General features: G+C 60.7%; 12 protein-coding genes and 1 pseudogene. 11 read left to right on the forward strand and 2 right to left on the reverse strand.

Going from position 1 to position 16,885, the window contains the following annotated elements; all coding sequences use genetic code 11:
• The first annotated feature begins 4 nt into the window (after positions 1 to 4).
• The 11 genes from murB to ABF824_RS07135 all read left to right on the forward strand — a co-directional run bounded on the left by murB (position 5) and on the right by ABF824_RS07135 (position 16,096).
• A complete protein-coding gene (gene murB / locus ABF824_RS07085) occupies positions 5 to 949 on the forward strand; it encodes a UDP-N-acetylmuramate dehydrogenase (RefSeq protein WP_415487490.1) in 945 nt (314 codons plus the stop codon).
• Positions 946 to 1,920, forward strand: coding sequence for a D-alanine--D-alanine ligase (locus tag ABF824_RS07090; RefSeq protein WP_415487466.1), 975 nt, complete (start codon positions 946 to 948; stop codon positions 1,918 to 1,920). The genes murB and ABF824_RS07090 overlap by 4 nt, the downstream gene beginning before the upstream one ends.
• Positions 1,917 to 2,978 (forward strand): cell division protein FtsQ/DivIB, encoded by a 1,062-nt coding sequence (locus ABF824_RS07095; protein WP_415487468.1) that lies wholly within the window; start codon positions 1,917 to 1,919, stop codon positions 2,976 to 2,978. Before ABF824_RS07090 ends, ABF824_RS07095 begins: the two co-directional genes overlap by 4 nt.
• Positions 2,975 to 4,351, forward strand: coding sequence for a cell division protein FtsA (ftsA, locus tag ABF824_RS07100; RefSeq protein WP_415487470.1), 1,377 nt, complete (start codon positions 2,975 to 2,977; stop codon positions 4,349 to 4,351). Before ABF824_RS07095 ends, ftsA begins: the two co-directional genes overlap by 4 nt.
• A gap of 113 nt (positions 4,352 to 4,464) precedes the next feature.
• Complete coding sequence (gene ftsZ / locus ABF824_RS07105; RefSeq protein WP_415487472.1) at positions 4,465 to 5,934, forward strand: cell division protein FtsZ; 1,470 nt, start codon at positions 4,465 to 4,467, stop codon at positions 5,932 to 5,934.
• 333 nt (positions 5,935 to 6,267) lie between these two features.
• Positions 6,268 to 7,173, forward strand: a complete 906-nt coding sequence (lpxC, locus tag ABF824_RS07110) for a UDP-3-O-acyl-N-acetylglucosamine deacetylase (RefSeq protein WP_415487474.1) — start codon at positions 6,268 to 6,270, stop codon at positions 7,171 to 7,173.
• 168 nt (positions 7,174 to 7,341) lie between these two features.
• Complete coding sequence (gene bamD / locus ABF824_RS07115) at positions 7,342 to 8,355, forward strand: outer membrane protein assembly factor BamD (RefSeq protein ID WP_415487476.1); 1,014 nt, start codon at positions 7,342 to 7,344, stop codon at positions 8,353 to 8,355.
• 111 nt (positions 8,356 to 8,466) lie between these two features.
• The gene (recN, locus tag ABF824_RS07120; protein ID WP_415487478.1) at positions 8,467 to 10,191 is read left to right on the forward strand and encodes a DNA repair protein RecN; all 1,725 of its coding nucleotides are present in this window, start codon (positions 8,467 to 8,469) and stop codon (positions 10,189 to 10,191) included.
• Positions 10,191 to 12,278: an NAD-dependent DNA ligase LigA gene (gene ligA, locus ABF824_RS07125; protein ID WP_415487480.1), complete on the forward strand. Its 2,088-nt coding sequence runs from the start codon at positions 10,191 to 10,193 to the stop codon at positions 12,276 to 12,278. Before recN ends, ligA begins: the two co-directional genes overlap by 1 nt.
• Before the next feature lie 199 nt (positions 12,279 to 12,477).
• Complete coding sequence (gene ppdK, locus ABF824_RS07130; RefSeq protein WP_415487482.1) at positions 12,478 to 15,150, forward strand: pyruvate, phosphate dikinase; 2,673 nt, start codon at positions 12,478 to 12,480, stop codon at positions 15,148 to 15,150.
• 88 nt (positions 15,151 to 15,238) lie between these two features.
• Positions 15,239 to 16,096 carry a pyruvate, water dikinase regulatory protein gene (locus tag ABF824_RS07135; protein ID WP_415487484.1) on the forward strand — a complete coding sequence of 286 codons (858 nt, stop codon included), beginning with the start codon at positions 15,239 to 15,241 and terminating at the stop codon, positions 16,094 to 16,096.
• A gap of 5 nt (positions 16,097 to 16,101) precedes the next feature.
• Here ABF824_RS07135 and ABF824_RS07140 read toward each other — a convergent pair whose 3' ends face one another.
• Entirely contained in the window at positions 16,102 to 16,482 is a 381-nt protein-coding gene (locus tag ABF824_RS07140) for a hypothetical protein (RefSeq protein WP_415487486.1), read from the reverse strand.
• A 45-nt stretch (positions 16,483 to 16,527) separates the two neighbouring features.
• Positions 16,528 to 16,885, reverse strand: a pseudogene (locus ABF824_RS07145) (nicotinate phosphoribosyltransferase); the annotation flags it as partial.

Raw genomic sequence — 16,885 nt, forward strand, 5'->3', positions numbered from 1 at the left:
AACCATGGCAGTCGACGAAAGCATCGCCGCTTCCCTCGGCGATGTGCGAGGCCGCGTTTCGACAGAGCAGTCGCTCGCCCCACGCAGCTGGTTCCGCGTAGGCGGTCCTGCCGAATGTCTGTTTCAGCCGGCTGACGCGGACGATCTGGCCACAGCCCTGCGTCGTATCGCGCCGGAAATCCCGGTGACGGCACTCGGAGCCTGCTCGAACATCATCATCCGCGATGGGGGTATTCCCGGACTGGTGATCCGGCTCGGCGGCGCATTCGCCAAAATTGAACAGGATGGAGACGGACTGATCGTCGGTGGTGCGGCGCTGGATGTGACCGTGGCCGAAACAGCAGCCAGTCTGGGTCTGGGCGGACTCGAATTCCTTGTCGGCATTCCCGGCTCGATCGGTGGCGGCGTGCGCATGAATGCCGGAGCCTATGGGTCCGACATGGCGGCTGTGCTCGATTGGGCCGAGATCGTGTCCCGTGACGGCACTCTGATGCGCCTTGAAACCTCGGCGCTGCGGTTCGGCTATCGTCGTTCGGCTCTTTCGGACGGAGCGATTGTCGTACGGGCGCGTCTTCGGGGCGAACCGGCCAACCCGGCGACCGTATCAGCACGTCTCGCGGAAATCCGTTCTGCACGAGAAGAGTCGCAGCCAGTCCGGGCCCGCACCGGCGGCTCGACATTCCGCAATCCGGAGCCGGAAATCAGTGACATGAAGGCATGGCAACTGATTGACGCCGCCGGATGTCGTGGCCTGAAACTGGGCGGCGCGCAGATCAGCGAAAAACACTGCAATTTCATGCTCAACACGGGCGACGCCACCGCCGAGGATCTGGAAGCACTCGGCGAAGAAGTGCGCCGGCGTGTAAGGGAAAAAACTGGCGTCTCCCTGCACTGGGAAATCAAGCGCATGGGCCTGCGCGCCAGTGGCGCCAAAGGAGAAAAGGCATGAAGGCGGCACAGAGGGTAACAGTCCTGATGGGCGGCGCATCGGCAGAACGTGATGTCAGCCTGTCTTCCGGACAGGGCGTTGTCGCGGCGCTGAAGGAATCTGGCTACGACGTTTCCTCTCTCGACGTCACACGCGATCTTGCCGCACTGGTCAACACACTCGGAGAGCAGAAGCCGGACGTGGTGTTCAACGCCCTGCATGGTCGTTTTGGCGAGGATGGCGCCATTCAGGGTGTTCTGGAATGGCTGGGCCTGCCCTACACCCATTCCGGCATCCGCGCCTCCGCTACGGCCATGGACAAGGAAGCCTCCCGGCAGGTGTTCATCGCAGCCGGGCTGCCTGTAGCGCAGGGACGCGTCGTCTCCATCGCCGAGCTGGCGGAAGCCGACCCATTGCCTGCGCCCTACGTCGTGAAACCGCTGGACGAAGGGTCGTCCGTTGGTGTGTCGATCGTGCGGGACGGCACTAATCAGCGCGCGCGGGTGGTCGAGGAATGGCGTTATGGCCCCGTAGCGCTGGTGGAGGAGTATATTCCCGGTCGCGAGATCACTGTCGGCGTGCTGGATACTGGTGATGAAGGTCTGCGGGCGCTGACCGTAACGGATATTACCCCCAACACGTCCTCCGGCCATGATTTTTATGATTACGCCGCAAAATACAGCGCAGGTGGCAGCCAGCACATCCTGCCAGCCAGCATCAACGCGGATGACTTCGCAGAGGCCTGCGACCTCGCTGTCTCCGCCCATAAGGCGCTGGGCTGCGCGGGGGCGTCCCGTTCCGATTTCCGCTACGATGACACGGCGGGAAAAGGTCGCGGACGGATCGTGCTGCTGGAAGTGAATACGCAACCCGGCATGACTCCGACTTCCCTGCTGCCGGAACAGGCGGCCTATTGTGGCATTTCCTACTCCGCGCTGTGCGACCGGCTGGTGCAGGATGCTCTCGAACGGGCCAGCGCATCCCGCCGATGACACGCTCCCGCCACCATTCCGACAACCACGAGCCGGAAAGCCCCCGACGCTTCCGGCACACGAGCCGCGCTGACCGTCCGTCGGCGCTGGCGCTGTTTCTGCGGCGCCACAAGCGTGCGATGAAATCCATCGCCATGCTGGGCGTTGTCGGTGTGGCTGGCTGGTTCTTCGTCTCATCGCATCGGGGGGACGCCATTCTGTTTCCCCTCAAAAAGGAAATCGAAACCCTCATTCCCCTCAAGGTCACCCAGATCCGGATCGAAGGGGAAAATCTCACCAGCCACCAGACAATCCGGCAGGCGCTTGGAATTGCCGTGGGTGATCCGATGCTGGGTTTCGATGTGAAAGCTGCGCGTGAGCGGCTGAACGCCCTGCCCTTCGTTGAAGACGCGACCGTCGAGAGACGTTTTTCCGGGGCGATCATCGTGCATCTGACGGAACGGCCGCCTTTCGCTGTCTGGCAGCACAAGGGGCAGTTCGTGCTGATCGACCGCGATGGCAATCCGGTGCCGGACAAGGGCATGACCAGCAAGGACGCGCAGGCATTCCTGCAACTGCCCCTCGTGGTCGGAGAAGGTGCGGAACATGCAGCGGCGGAACTGCTTGATGCCATGACGAAAGCACCGGACGTCAAAAGCCGCCTGACCGCAGCCACTCTCGTCGGTATGCGGCGCTGGAACCTGACGCTGAAAGATGGCGCAATCGTCTATCTGCCCGAGGCCGCCGAACCACAGGCGCTGGCGAAACTGGAAGAACTTCAGCAGCGTATGGACCTCCTGGATCGTCCTGTCGAAGTGATCGATATGCGGCTCCCAGATCGCCTGACCATTCGGGAAAGACCGGCTCCGCCTGTGGCGAGTGATGAAACGCCTTCAGCCTCATCCGCACCCCAAATGTCCCCTGCGGCTCCGGAAACACACGGCACCAAGTCGGATGCGTCCCGATCTGGTGGAAAAGTCGAAGGTGCTGAAAAATCAGGCTCAGGGGTTCACTCGAATCAGGCACCCCATCACGATAATGACCACGCCAGCACGACTGAGGGAGCGCTTCCAACATGAACGATCTGATCGCTTCAGGCTCACCGTCGCGGGCACTGCTTCCCGCCAGAACCGAACGTGGACGCAAGACCTCCCGCCCTGGCATGAGCGAATCATCCGGCAGCCTGCTCAACATGCCCGAGGAACGTCCTGAACCCCGCACGTGGCGCAGTGGTCTGGTGGGTGTGCTGGACATCGGCTCGACAAAAATCACCTGTCTGGTGGGCAAGGGCGAACCTAACGGGACGCTGCGTGTTCTTGGTCATGGGTGGTTACGCTCAAGTGGCGTGAAGAGTGGTGCCATCGTTGACCTGAAGGCTGCGGAAGCGATCATCCGCCATGTTGTCGGCAACGCGGAGCGGGAGGCCGAGCGGTCGCTGGACAAGGTCGTGGTCAACCTGTCGTGCGGCCATCCGGAAAGCCGACTGTTCAACGTCCACTGGCCGATTGGCGGACGGGAAATCACGGATGCTGATATCCGTCGCATCGTGACGGAAGGCCGCATGAAGGCGCAGACGGAAGGCCGAGCGGTCATTCACACGCTGCCGCTCGACTTCGCTGTGGATGAGACGGACGGTGTCACGGACCCGCGCGGCCATCTCTGCGATCAGTTGCGCGCCCGCCTGCATGTGATCGACGCCTCTTCCACCGCACTGCGCACGCTCGACGCCCTTCTTGGACGTGCGGAACTGAAGCTGGACGCGCTTGTCTCAGCCCCCCTCGCCTCTGGCCTCGCCGTGACCAACGCCGATCAACGACAGGTCGGCACCACGGTGATCGAAATGGGTGGCGGCACGACGTCCCTCGCCGTCTTTGCCGACGGTCAGCTTCTGCACACCGCCCAGATCGGAATCGGCGGCGAACATGTGACGCGCGACATTGCCCGCGGGCTGGGCACGTCCACCGACAACGCTGAGCGCCTCAAGACCATGCACGGCCATGCCGATCTTTCGGCCGACGATGATGGCGTGACCATTCGCATCGAACGGCAGGGCAGCGACATGCCCAGCTTTGAAGCGATTCCCCGCGCCATGCTGGGCGACATCATCCGTCCCCGCATCGAGGAAACATTCGAACTGGTGAAGGATCGGCTCGATCAGGCGGGTCTGGGTCATCTGGCGGAAGGACGCGTCATTCTTTCCGGTGGCGGATCGCTGCTTGACGGTGTTGGGTCCGTGGCGGCCCGGATTCTCAATCGGCATGTCCGGCTCGGGCGGCCTCACAACGTCGTCGGATTGCCGGAAGCCTGCGCCGCCGCCAGCTTTTCCACCACCGTGGGCCTGCTGACATGGGCGGCTTCAGCCGAGCGGCCTTTTGGCGATATCGAGCTGGCGGAAGAAGCTCCGAAAGGACTTCTGAACAAACTTGTCTCATTCATTCGCGATCGCGTCTGACATGACGTTGGCAAAATGTTTATAGTCTTGGTCAAATTTCCATTCACACCCCGAGTCGCGCGTTGTACTGTGGCGGCTCTTCCGCGCCTGTCTCCTCGTCCAAGGAAGTATAAATGACTCTGAACCTCACCGTCCCGCCGCAGAACCATTCTGATTTTTCGCCAAAGATAACGGTGATCGGTGTTGGTGGTGGTGGCACGAACGCTGTCGACAACATGATTCTCGCCGATCTCAAAGGTGTGGAATTCGTCGTCGCCAATACGGATGCGCAGCAGCTTTCCAGCAGCCGCGCTGACCGTCGCATCCAGCTTGGCCCGCACCTGACACAGGGTCTGGGCGCTGGTGCGAAGCCGGAAATTGGACGTGCAGCCGCAGAAGAAGCCGCCGATGAGCTCTCCCGTCACCTCGAAGGCTCGCACATGGTCTTCGTGACTGCGGGCATGGGCGGCGGCACCGGCACGGGTGCCGCGCCGATCGTGGCGCGCATGGCCCGTGAGCGCGGCATCCTGACGGTCGGTGTGGTGACGAAGCCGTTCAGCTTCGAGGGACCGCGTCGCGCCCGTGCCGCTGAAGAAGGCATCACGGAACTTCAGCAGTATGTCGATACGCTGATCGTCATTCCGAATCAGAACCTTTTCCGCATGGCCAACGAGCGCACGACTTACAAGGACGCGTTCAAAATGGCTGACAACGTCCTCTATATGGGCGTGCGTGGCGTGACCGACCTGATGGTCGCTCCGGGTCTGGTCAACCTCGATTTCGCTGACATCCGCACCGTCATGGCCGAAATGGGCAAGGCGATGATGGGCACGGGCGAAGCTGAAGGTGAAGATCGCGCCCGTCTTGCGGCGGAAGCAGCGATTTCCAACCCGCTGCTGGAAGACACATCGATGGCTGGCGCGCGCGGCCTGCTGATCAACATCACGGGCGGCGATGACCTCACGCTGTTCGAAGTCGATCAGGCGGCTAACCGCATCCGTGAAGAAGTGGCGGAAGACGCGAACATCATCTTTGGCTCGGCCATCGACCCCGATCTCGACGGCAAGATCCGCGTCTCCGTGGTCGCAACAGGCATCGACATGCCATCGGCCAATGCTCAGGCGGAGGAAGAAGCACAGGCGCAAGCTGAAGCAGCCGCCAAGGCACAGGCCGAAGCCGCCGCGCAGCAGCCTCAGCAGGCACCGAATACCCAGCCTCCGATGTTCGGGGCAGGACAGGCACCACGCCAGGCAGCCTCCGCTTCTGGTGGCCACCGTCCCGCACCCAATTTCGTTCCGAATGTTGCGCCTCCGCAGGCAGAAAGCCCGCGCTCTTCCTCGCCGCGCGATGGCCTGTTCACCGCGAACACGCGCCCAACACCGGCACGTGCTCCAGAGCCATCGCCGTCACGGAGTCTGTTCGGCCTGATGACCGGCGTTCTCCGCCGTCCTGCCGAGCCGCCGAAACAGCAGCCGCAGCCGGAGGCCGCGCCTCAGGTCACGCCCGCTCCGCGCAACACCACAGCGGAAGGGCCGACGGTCCGTCCGGCACAAACGGATGATGGTGGTCTGGACATTCCGGCCTTCATGCGTCGCCAGTCCTGACGCCTTCATCAGTATTAATCGCATGCGTCAAAACCGGAGCATAACAGCTCCGGTTTTCTTTTGGTCTTTCGTTCAAGGCCGTCCCGATCGCGGCACAGTGTCGTTTTTGCAATGGTAATAGGACGCAATAAACATTGACTGGAACCATTCGGGTCGCCGGGTATTCTACTCATCAAAACTATGTCCGCAGAAACGCCAGTCAGGTCGAAAGAAAAACAAATGGAAAGCTTCAGCCCTGATCCGGTCGTATTGACCGAAACAGACAGTGAAGAATTTTCACCGTTATTTCGGGATCGCCCGGCTTTCCCCAAACTGTCGAATCTGAAACCGGACATGCTTACGAATCAGGCCACTCTCCGATCGCCGATTACCTGTTCAGGCGTCGGATTACACACTGGGCGGAGCATCAAGCTGCGCATGGAGCCGGCTCCGGCAGGAACGGGTATAGTCTTTCAGCGCACAGATATTGCCGCCTCACCCATTCTGGCGCGCTACGACAACGTGGTTGAAACACGTCTCAGCACCGTCATTGGGGATCACGACAACCGCAACAATCGGGTTGCCACGATAGAACACCTGATGTCGGCTCTTTCCGGCAAGGCCATCGACAATGCGAAAATCTTTGTCGATGGGCCAGAAGTGCCTGTCCTCGACGGGTCGGCAGCCGATTTCCTGTTTTTGCTCGACTGTGCTGGTCGCCTCGAACAGGACACGCCCCGACGGGAAATCATCATCACGCGGCCTGTCCGCGTGCAGGAAGGCGATGCGTTTGCGGAATTGCACCCCTTAGCTGGCAATAACCTCTCCCTGCACATGACGATTGATTTTCCCGCCCGCGCCATTGGTCGCCAGTGTCTGTCCCTGCATCTCAGCGAAGCGACATTCCGGCAGGAACTTTCTTTCTCCCGCACCTTCACCAACCGGCAGGAAATCGATGCGCTCCAGGCATCCGGACTGGCGCGAGGCGGCTCGCTCGACAACGCCATCGTCGTCGATGAAGAAAAGATTCTGAACCCGACCGGCCTCAGAAAGACTGATGAATTCGTCCGCCACAAGCTGCTCGATGCCGTGGGCGATCTCTTTCTGGCTGGCGCCCGTCTGCGGGGCACTTTTGTGGGACATAAATCAGGCCACCACCTGAATAATCAGCTTCTGCGCACCCTCTTCGCCGATCAGAATTCATGGCGTGAAATCTCCGGAGCAAAAAGCTCCATGGAAACATCCCGTCAGGCCGCCTGAACTGGAGCGGTGGTTTTTATCTTTGGCCGGCAAAAACGTCCGGCAGAAGAGACCAAGAGAATATCTTTCCGTCAGTCTATTCCGTGCTATAACGCGGCCATTATTCGAACACGACAGACAGTGAGTTGATACGTGCCGCACCAGCCAACCTCGCGCATCCCCTCCAGAATGTCGTCGAGGCTGGCGCCCGTCGCTTACGGAGCGTTCCTCATGCTTTCGGGCTGCTCCGTGTTTCAGAGCAACCAGCAGGAAAAACCGGCTCCCACCATTGATTCGGCTGATACGCTGTATAACAACGGCATCGATGCCCTGCGCACGCAGCGCTATACGGTTGCCGCGCAGCAGCTTGAAATACTCCAGCAGAACTACCCTTATTCAGGCTACACGGCCAATTCCCAGCTGATGGCGGGCTACGCCTACTATCTGCAGAACAAGTATCCCGAAGCCGCTCAGCAGCTTGACCGGTTCATCGAACTTCACCCCACCAGTGCTGATGCCGCTTACGCCTTCTACCTTCTCGCGCTGTGCTATTATGAACAGATTGGCGACGTAGGACGCGACCAGCAGATGACAGCAGAGGCGATGTCGCGCCTACAGGACGTGATCGCCCGTTTCCCGCAGACGAAATATGCACGCGACGCCCAGTTGAAGATCGATCTCTGCCGCGACCATCTGGCAGGCAAGGAAATGCTGGTTGGCCGTTATTATCAGGAACAGCGTGCCTATCAGGCTGCTGTCGGACGGTATCAGCGCGTCATTCAGGATTTCCAGACCACTAATCATGTTCCGGAAGCGCTGGAACGGCTGGTGGAAGTCTATCTTGATCTCGGCCTGACGGACGAAGCGCGTCGGACAGGCAATGTACTTGCCTACAACTACCCCGACAGCAAGTGGTACCGTTACGCTTATTCCAATCTGAAAGAATATCGCCTGCTGTCCGACAAGACTCCTGCGCCGGGCAAGACGATTTCTGCCGCAGCCACGCCGACGAGCAGCCCGGCCCAGTCGGCGTCCCGTGGTCAGGGGCGTGCGGATGCACCGCCGTCACTGTCTTCCGCCCCTGTCGCGCCTGTGTCCTCCAGCGCACTTCCAGCGGATGGCGAAGGATCTTCCCTCACCAGCAATCTCGCCCGCTCGGGTGTTCCGGCTTCGGACAGGGGAACACGCACGCCTTCGCGTTGATGCAATCCCGCGAAGACAACCGGGCATTTCACCCCGCGCCTTTCTCTGAAGGGTGTGTTTTCTGGCTGTCACAGGCATGAGGACAGGAATCGGACGGAACAGGCTTTCGCGATGCTGAGTTTTCTATCCATACGCGACGTGGTTCTGATCGAGGCTCTTGACCTCTCCTTTCATCCCGGCCTGACAGCCCTGACGGGTGAAACCGGCGCGGGTAAATCCATTCTGCTCGACAGTCTGGGCCTTGCGCTCGGCGAACGCGCCAACAGCGGCCTTATCCGCAATGGCGCACAGGAAGCCCGCGTTACAGCAAGTTTCGACGTTCCCGCCGCGCATCCGGTCAGAACGCTGCTGGAAGAACAGGAGCTTCCCACCGAAAAAGGTGAACCCCTGATCCTGCGGCGCACGGTCGGCACGGATGGACGGTCCCGCGCGTGGGTCAACGACCAGCCCGTAGGCGTCGGTCTTCTGCGCCGCATCGCTGGGACGCTCGTGGAAATACAGGGCCAGCACGAGCAGATGGGGCTCGCCGATCCTTCGACGCACCGTGATCTGCTAGACGCCTTTGGCACGCCACCGACCATTCGCCGCAAGACCGGCACTCTTTACCGGAAATGGCGTGACGCCTGCACTACGTTGGCCCTTGCGCAACAGGAAATCGCCATTGCGGCCAAGGAAGAAGAGTGGCTTCGGCATACGCTTGAAGAACTGGCAACGCTGTCTCCTCAGCCTGATGAAGAAAACACGCTGGCTGCCCAACGTCACGCGCTTCAGCGCAATGAACGTCGTGGCGAAGCGGTCGCCGCCGCGCTTGCCGAACTGACACCCCGTGACCGGCGCAATTCCGGACCGGCGGCAGCTCTCCGGGCAGCTGGCCGCGCACTCCATCGCCTCCTGCCCACCCCCGGTCAGGACGCCGATGACGCGGACGACACCTTCGCCAGCCAACAGGAACAGGCACAGGAAGCCCTGAAAGCCCTCGACAGCGCCGAGGCTGCGCTTGCCGAAGCGGAATCAATGCTTTCCCGTCTCGCTGCCGATCAGGAAGCGGACCCCCGTCTGCTGGAACAGGTGGAAGAGCGTCTGTTCGCCCTGCGCGCCGCTGCCCGGAAATTCGAAACATCCGTTTCCGATCTTCCTGATTTGCAGCACCGTTTGAAACAGCGACTGGACGCTCTGGAAACCGGCACAGCCCGGATTGAAGAACTGGAACGGGCTGCGCAGGCAGCGCGACAGGATTTTCTGAAAGCTGCCGAAGAACTTTCAGCCCAGCGCACCAAGGCGGCCCGCAAGCTGGAAAATGCCGTCATGGCGGAACTGAAACCACTCAAGCTGGAACGCGCCCGCTTCGTGGCAGAACTGACGCCTCTGCCTGAAGCCCAATGGGGTGAAAGTGGTCTGGAGCAGGTCACGTTTCTGCTGGCAGCCAACCCGGGCCAACCACCCGGACCGCTTGGCAAGGTCGCATCTGGCGGCGAACTGTCGCGCCTGATGCTCGCCATTCGTCTTGTGCTCGCCGGACGTTCCCCCATTGGCACATTGATCTTTGACGAGATCGATTCCGGTGTGGGTGGCGCGACGGCTGCCGCAATCGGCGAACGTTTGCACCGGCTGGCGCAGGACATGCAGATTCTGGCCGTAACGCACTCCCCGCAGGTGGCCGCCGCCGCCGATCACCATCTGCGCATCGGCAAACTGGTGAAGACCGGACCGACGCAGACCCGCGCCGCTCCCCTTCCCGCGCCCGCGCGTCGTGAAGAAATCGCGCGGATGCTCGCGGGAGATGTTGTGACTGACGCGGCCCGCGCCGCCGCCGAAAGTCTTCTGGAGAAGAAATAATGGACACGGCGCAGATTCCCGTCGCGCAACTGGATGCCGCACAGGCTGAAACGGAACTGGCGCGCCTGTCGGTGCTGATCGCCCGCCTGAATCACGCCTATCACACGCAAGATGCTCCGGAAGTTTCGGATGCGGAATTTGATGCCCTCCGGAAACGCAACGAGGATATTGAGCAGCGCTTTCCCACGCTGATCCGCATGGACAGCCCGCGCTTTCAGGTCGGCGCAGCGGTGGACAACACGTTCAAAAAGCATCGGCATCTCGCGCCGATGCTGTCCCTCGACAATGTGTTCGATCAGGCTGAATTCGAGGATTTCGTCAAACGGATCGTCCGTTTTCTTGGGCTGTCCCCGGAACAGGCGACCGCTCTTGCCTTTGTCGCCGAACCAAAAATCGACGGTCTCTCCATCAGTCTGACTTACGAGAACGGGCGATTTGTGCGCGGCACGACACGCGGCGATGGAACGGAAGGCGAGGATGTCACCGCCAATCTGAAAACGCTCAAGGACATCCCTCTACGCCTCAAGGGAAATACGCCGGACCTGATCGAGATTCGGGGTGAGGTGTTTCTTGGCAAGAAAGAGTTTCTGGCCATCAATGCGGCGCAGGAAGCGCTTGGCGAACGGACCTTCGCCAATCCGCGCAATGCGGCGGCGGGTTCACTGCGGCAACTTGACCCGAAAATAACGGCAAAGCGGCCTTTGGCGCTTTTTGCTTACGCGATGGGCTTTTCTTCCAAACCCGTTGCCACCTCACACTGGTCCTATCTGGAGCAGCTGCGGGCATGGGGCTTTACGGTCAATCCGCTCTCCACCCGACTGGAAGGCATGGCGGAGGCTGAACCGTTCTTCGAAAAAATCGCGCAGGAACGGGCCGCGCTGCCATACGATATCGATGGCGTAGTTTATAAGATCGACGATCTGTCCTTACAGGAACGTCTCGGCTTCGCTGGACGCGCACCACGCTGGGCCATCGCATGGAAGTTCCCGGCAGAGCAGGCTGTCACACGGCTGCTGTCGATCGAAGTGCAGGTCGGACGCACAGGCGCGCTCACGCCGGTCGCTCACCTTGAGCCGGTGAATGTCGGCGGGGTGATTGTCGCGCGCGCCACGCTGCATAATCAGGACGAGATTGAACGCAAGGACATCCGGATTGGCGATCTTGTGCAGATCCAGCGCGCGGGCGACGTGATCCCACAGGTGATGGCCGTGCTGCCGGAAGAAGGTCGTGAACGCCACGCAGCTTTCACAATGCCTACGCACTGCCCCGCCTGTGGCGCTTCCGTGGAACGCATTCCAGGGGAAGCCGTCACACGCTGCACCGGCGGCCTCACCTGTCCCGCACAGGTGGTCGAGCGGCTGATCCATTTTGTCTCCCGCACGGCATTCGATATCGACGGGTTGGGCGAGAAGAGCATCAACGAGTTCCATGATGCGGAGCTTGTGAAAGCCCCCGGGGATATCTTCCGGCTTCCGGAACATGAGTCTGAAATCGCAAAGCGCGAAGGCTGGGGAACGACCTCGGCCCGGAAGCTGATAAACGCCATTGAGCAGCGCCGCACGATCAGTTTTCCGCGTTTCATCTTTGCGCTCGGTATTCGGCGCGTGGGCGAAAACAACGCCCGGCTGCTGGCGCGGCATTACGGATCGTTCAGTGTCTGGCGGGAGAGGATGGAAGCAGCCCGCATCGTTGGCTCGGAAGCGCGGCAGGAACTGGGGGAAATCACCGGCATCGGCACAGCCACGGCGGACGAGATCGTCGGTTTCTTTGCCGAACCGCACAATCAGACAACGCTGGACGACCTGCTGCGCTATGTAACGATCGAGGACGAGGTCGCGCAGAGTGGTGGAAAACTGTCCGGCAAAGTGATTGTCTTCACTGGCTCCCTGACGACCATGACCCGACCGGAAGCAAAGGCCACGGCCGAACGTCTGGGTGCAAAAGTGACCGATTCCGTTTCAAAGAAAACCGATCTGGTCGTTCTCGGCGCCGAGGCTGGCTCCAAGGCGCGCAAGGCACAGGAACTCGGAATCGATACTGTCGATGAAGCCGGATGGCGGGAACTGGCCGGTTTACCTTCTGCCTGAAAATGTCAGCATCATGACGACACATTCCAGAATATTAACGTAAAGTCGAATTGCGGAAACAGCTATTCCCTGTCATGATGCGCACGCCCGGGACCGGATCAACAACTATAATAACATAATTCCCCGCGGACCGTTTTCAGGCCTGCTTTTCCCGGGACAAAAATGTAGGCTGAAATCGCCGCGCTCGGAGAGCGTTGGTATGACGAAATGGGTTTACAGCTTCGGTGGCGGCCTCAACGAAGGCAGTGCCGAAATGCGCAATCTGCTTGGTGGCAAAGGTGCCAACCTGGCGGAGATGGCGTCCATTGGGCTGCCGGTGCCTCCTGGATTTACAATCACCACTGAAGTGTGCTCGGCCTATTACGAGAACGGTCGTTCCTATCCGACCGATCTGGCCCAGCAGGTTGCTACAGCCCTGCACCGTGTCGAGAAATCGGTCGGTCTCGTCTTCGGCGATGCGAAAGCCCCGCTGCTCGTCTCCGTGCGCTCTGGTGCCCGCGTTTCCATGCCGGGCATGATGGACACGGTTCTGAACCTTGGCCTGAATGACGAAACGGTTGAAGGCCTCGCGGCCTCGTCCAAGGACGAGCGCTTCGCATGGGACAGCTATCGCCGTTTCATCCAGATGTATGGCTCCGTTGTGATGGGCGTTCCGCACCATCGCTTCGAGGATCTGCTGGAGCAGGCCAAGCATGGTCTTGGCGTCACCGACGATACGGCCATCAAGGCTTCCGACTGGCGCGAAATCGTCAAGGATTACAAGGACGTCGTGCTTAAAGAAACCGGCACGCCCTTCCCCGACGATCCGGAACAGCAGCTCTGGGGCGCGATCAGCGCCGTTTTCGGCTCGTGGATGAACCCGCGCGCGAATACCTACCGCAAGCTGCATGACATCCCGGCAAGCTGGGGCACCGCCGTCAATGTGCAGGCAATGGTGTTCGGCAACATGGGTGATGACTGCGCAACAGGCGTCTGCTTCACGCGTGATCCGTCAACCGGCGAAAACATCTTCTACGGCGAATATCTGGTCAACGCGCAGGGCGAAGACGTTGTGGCAGGCATCCGCACGCCGCAGCCGATGGCAGCCGAGCGCGCAACGCCAGACCAGTCCCCGATGGAAAAGGTTCTGCCCAACGCTTACAAGGAACTGCTGCGCGTTCGCGAGATTCTCGAGAAGCATTACCGCGACATGCAGGACATCGAGTTCACGGTGCAGAGCAACACGCTCTACATGCTCCAGACTCGTTCGGGTAAGCGCACCGCAGCCGCAGCCCTGAAAATCGCCATCGACATGGCGCAGGAAGGCCTGATCACGCAGGATGAAGCCATCCAGCGCGTTCCGCCCGCCTCCCTTGACCAGCTTCTGCACCCGACGCTTGATCCGAAAGCAGAGAAAAAGCAGTTCTCCCGTGGCCTACCCGCCTCACCGGGCGCGGCTGCCGGCGCTATCGTGTTCACGGCCGAGGAAGTTGAGGACCGCGCCGCGAAAGGCGAGGACGTCATTCTCGTTCGCGTCGAAACCTCTCCGGAAGACGTGCATGGCATGCACGCCGCACGCGGTGTTCTGACGACCCGTGGCGGCATGACCTCTCACGCAGCCGTCGTGGCGCGTGGCATGGGACGTGTCTGCGTGGCGGGTGCTGGCGGCATCAGCGTGGATTACAAAGCCCAGACCATGACAGCAGGTAATGTCACGCTGAAGGCTGGTGACTGGATCACGCTCGATGGTGGCACTGGCGCCGTCTATGTCGGCAAGGTTTCCACCATCCCGCCAACCCTGTCCGGCGACTTCAGCACGCTGATGGGCTGGGCCGACGATGTGCGCCGCCTCCGCGTTCGCGCCAATGCCGAGACGCCGGACGATGCCGAGACGGCGCGTCGTTTTGGCGCGGAAGGTATTGGTCTGAGCCGCACGGAGCACATGTTCTTCGGTCCGGATCGTATCGGCTTCGTGCGCCAGATGATCATGGCGGACGACGTCGAGACCCGTAAGAAGGCCATCAGCGCGCTTCTGCCGTTCCAGCGTGATGACTTCGCGCAGATCTTCCGCATCATGAGCGGCCTGCCGGTCACGATCCGTCTGCTTGATCCGCCGCTGCACGAGTTCCTCCCGCACGGTGAGGCGGAACTGGAAGAAGTCGCTACGGCAATGGGTCAGTCCGTGGAAGCGCTGCGTCAGCGTCGCGCCCTGCTGCTGGAAGCCAACCCGATGCTGGGTCATCGCGGCTGCCGTCTCGGGATCACCTATCCCGAGATCTACACGATGCAGGTGCGTGCCATCATCGAGGCGGCCATCGCCGTATCGAAGGAGACGGGCAAATCCATCGTTCCCGAAATCATGATCCCGCTCGTGGGCGTGAAGACGGAGCTGGAAGTCACCCGCAAGGCGGCGGAAGCTGAGGTCGCGGCCGTGTTCAAAGAACAGGGCACGACGCTCGATTACATGATCGGGACAATGATCGAACTGCCGCGCGCCGCGCTCACGGCAGACCAGATCGCAGAAGTGGCGGACTTCTTCTCGTTCGGCACCAACGATCTGACCCAGACGACGCTGGGCCTGTCACGTGACGACGCTGGTTCGTTCCTGCCCTACTATGTCGATCATGGTCTGCTGCCGAAGGACCCGTTCGTGTCCATCGACCGCGAGGGCGTGGGCGCACTGGTACGCATGGGCATCGAAAAAGGCCGCAAGACGAAGCCGAACCTCAAGCTCGGCGTCTGCGGTGAACATGGCGGTGATCCGGACTCCATCGCGTTTTTCGAGAGCGTCGGTTTGGATTACGTCTCCTGCTCACCCTTCCGCGTGCCGGTAGCCCGTCTCGCAGCAGCGCAGGCCGCCCTTGCCGCGAAGAAGGAAAAAGCGGCGTCCTGATCGCCCATAGACTTGTCTGAAACTGGAAAATGGGGCGTTCCATACCGGGACGTCCCATTTTTCATGCCCCCTTGCCCGAGCACATGACATGACAAAACGCAGTATCTATCTCCATCTGGTTTCCGGCGGCATCGGTCAGACGCTGGACTCGCTGGCCAAGGCCTGTGACCCGCATTTTCCGGACGTCAAATTTCAGGTCAGACACTGGAATCTCGTGCGCACCCGTATGCAGCTGCGCCGCGTCATCTCGGGGGTCGCCAGTGAACCGGGGCCCGTTCTTTCATCGCTTGCGGACTCCGACCTGCAGAAGGAACTGGAGGAGAACTGCATCCGCATTGGCGCACAGCTTCTCGATGTGATGAACAACACACTAGAATTTCTTGAAGGGGTGACCGGCACGGAGGCATCCGACGGGGAAGCTGGCGCTCAATACATCATGGACGCCAACTATTATCGGCGCATCGACGCGATGCATTACGTCATCGAGCACGATGACGGACAGCAGACGCGCGAACTTCGGGAAGCGGATGTGGTGCTGGTAGGCGTTTCACGCGCGTCCAAGACGCCGACCTGTTTTTATCTGGCAAACAAAGGCATCAAGGCGGCGAATATCCCGCTCGTGCCGGACACACCCCTGCCTCCAGAGCTTTTCGAGACCTCGGTGCCCGTCATCGGCCTGACGATCGCGCCGGATGCGCTGATCGAAATCCGTCGGACACGTCTGAACGCCATGGTCGCGGGCAAGCAGCACACTGCGGGCACCTCGCTGACCCGCACGAGTTATATCGATCCGGAAGAGGTAGAAGCGGAACTACTGTGGGCGAAACGCCTGTGCGCCCGCCATGGCTGGCCGGTCATTGACGTAACCCGCCGTTCCATTGAGGAAACCAGCGCCGCTGTTCTCGATATTCTGGAACATCGGAAAAACGGCGTGGGACCGGCCTGAGCTTTTTACTCTTCAGTCAGAGAAGGATCGTCACGGCGGGGATCAAGGCTCCGCCAGTCGCGCTCCTCCGGTGAAGCTGGGCGTTCGATGAACTCGTTCAGTTCGGTGGAGGACACCCATCCTCCGGCCTCACCCAGAATTTCCGCATTTTCACCAAAGGCGAACCAGGTATCGAGCGTGTCCCGTGCCGAGGCACCGGGCGCACGACAGATCTCGATATTGTCACGGACATAGGCACGCGCAAAGGCGTTCGCGTGCTCGATATCCTCAAAGCCCTTGATGTCTTCAATGATGTTGTCTTCAGCGCCACCCGACAGGTCAAGCAGGCGCACGATCACGCCCTTGTCCTGCGGGGCTGACGGTGCAGTGTCTTCAGTCTCGGACACGCGTGAAACTCCTGTTCCGTAATTCTGTCATGATGGGCTTTTCTGTCAGCCCCGATGCTGCAGGCGCCGACGGTTTTCTTCCGCCTGACGGAAGGATGGCAGCAGAAACTCACGCCCCACCTTCACGCTTTCGGAGCCGTCATAGGTCACAATGTCCGCCGTGGCATAGGTCTCATTCCACAGTTTCGGAATGAATGAGCCTGTGCCCACCACATCGATCGGCGCTTCGGCGTCCGCCATGCTGGCGCACTTCGTGACACCGAAGCCGGATGAGACCACAATCTTCACCTTGTCGAAACCGGCCTGATTCACCGCTTCCCGCATATACCAGACGGCAGCCGCCGAAACGCCGGTGCCGATAAGATTGCGCAGTTCACCTTCCGAGCGATAACGGCGGATCGCC

The sequence above is a fragment of the Acetobacter sp. genome (assembly GCF_047721705.1).
Classification (GTDB): Bacteria; Pseudomonadota; Alphaproteobacteria; order Acetobacterales; family Acetobacteraceae; genus Acetobacter.

Coding starts and splice junctions, on each gene's coding strand:
- murB (WP_415487490.1), top strand. CDS start 5: ATGGCAGTCGACGAAAGCATCGCCGCTTCCCTCGGCGATGTGCGAGGC.
- ABF824_RS07090 (WP_415487466.1), top strand. CDS start 946: ATGAAGGCGGCACAGAGGGTAACAGTCCTGATGGGCGGCGCATCGGCA.
- ABF824_RS07095 (WP_415487468.1), top strand. CDS start 1,917: ATGACACGCTCCCGCCACCATTCCGACAACCACGAGCCGGAAAGCCCC.
- ftsA (WP_415487470.1), top strand. CDS start 2,975: ATGAACGATCTGATCGCTTCAGGCTCACCGTCGCGGGCACTGCTTCCC.
- ftsZ (WP_415487472.1), top strand. CDS start 4,465: ATGACTCTGAACCTCACCGTCCCGCCGCAGAACCATTCTGATTTTTCG.
- lpxC (WP_415487474.1), top strand. CDS start 6,268: ATGCTTACGAATCAGGCCACTCTCCGATCGCCGATTACCTGTTCAGGC.
- bamD (WP_415487476.1), top strand. CDS start 7,342: ATGTCGTCGAGGCTGGCGCCCGTCGCTTACGGAGCGTTCCTCATGCTT.
- recN (WP_415487478.1), top strand. CDS start 8,467: ATGCTGAGTTTTCTATCCATACGCGACGTGGTTCTGATCGAGGCTCTT.
- ligA (WP_415487480.1), top strand. CDS start 10,191: ATGGACACGGCGCAGATTCCCGTCGCGCAACTGGATGCCGCACAGGCT.
- ppdK (WP_415487482.1), top strand. CDS start 12,478: ATGACGAAATGGGTTTACAGCTTCGGTGGCGGCCTCAACGAAGGCAGT.
- ABF824_RS07135 (WP_415487484.1), top strand. CDS start 15,239: ATGACAAAACGCAGTATCTATCTCCATCTGGTTTCCGGCGGCATCGGT.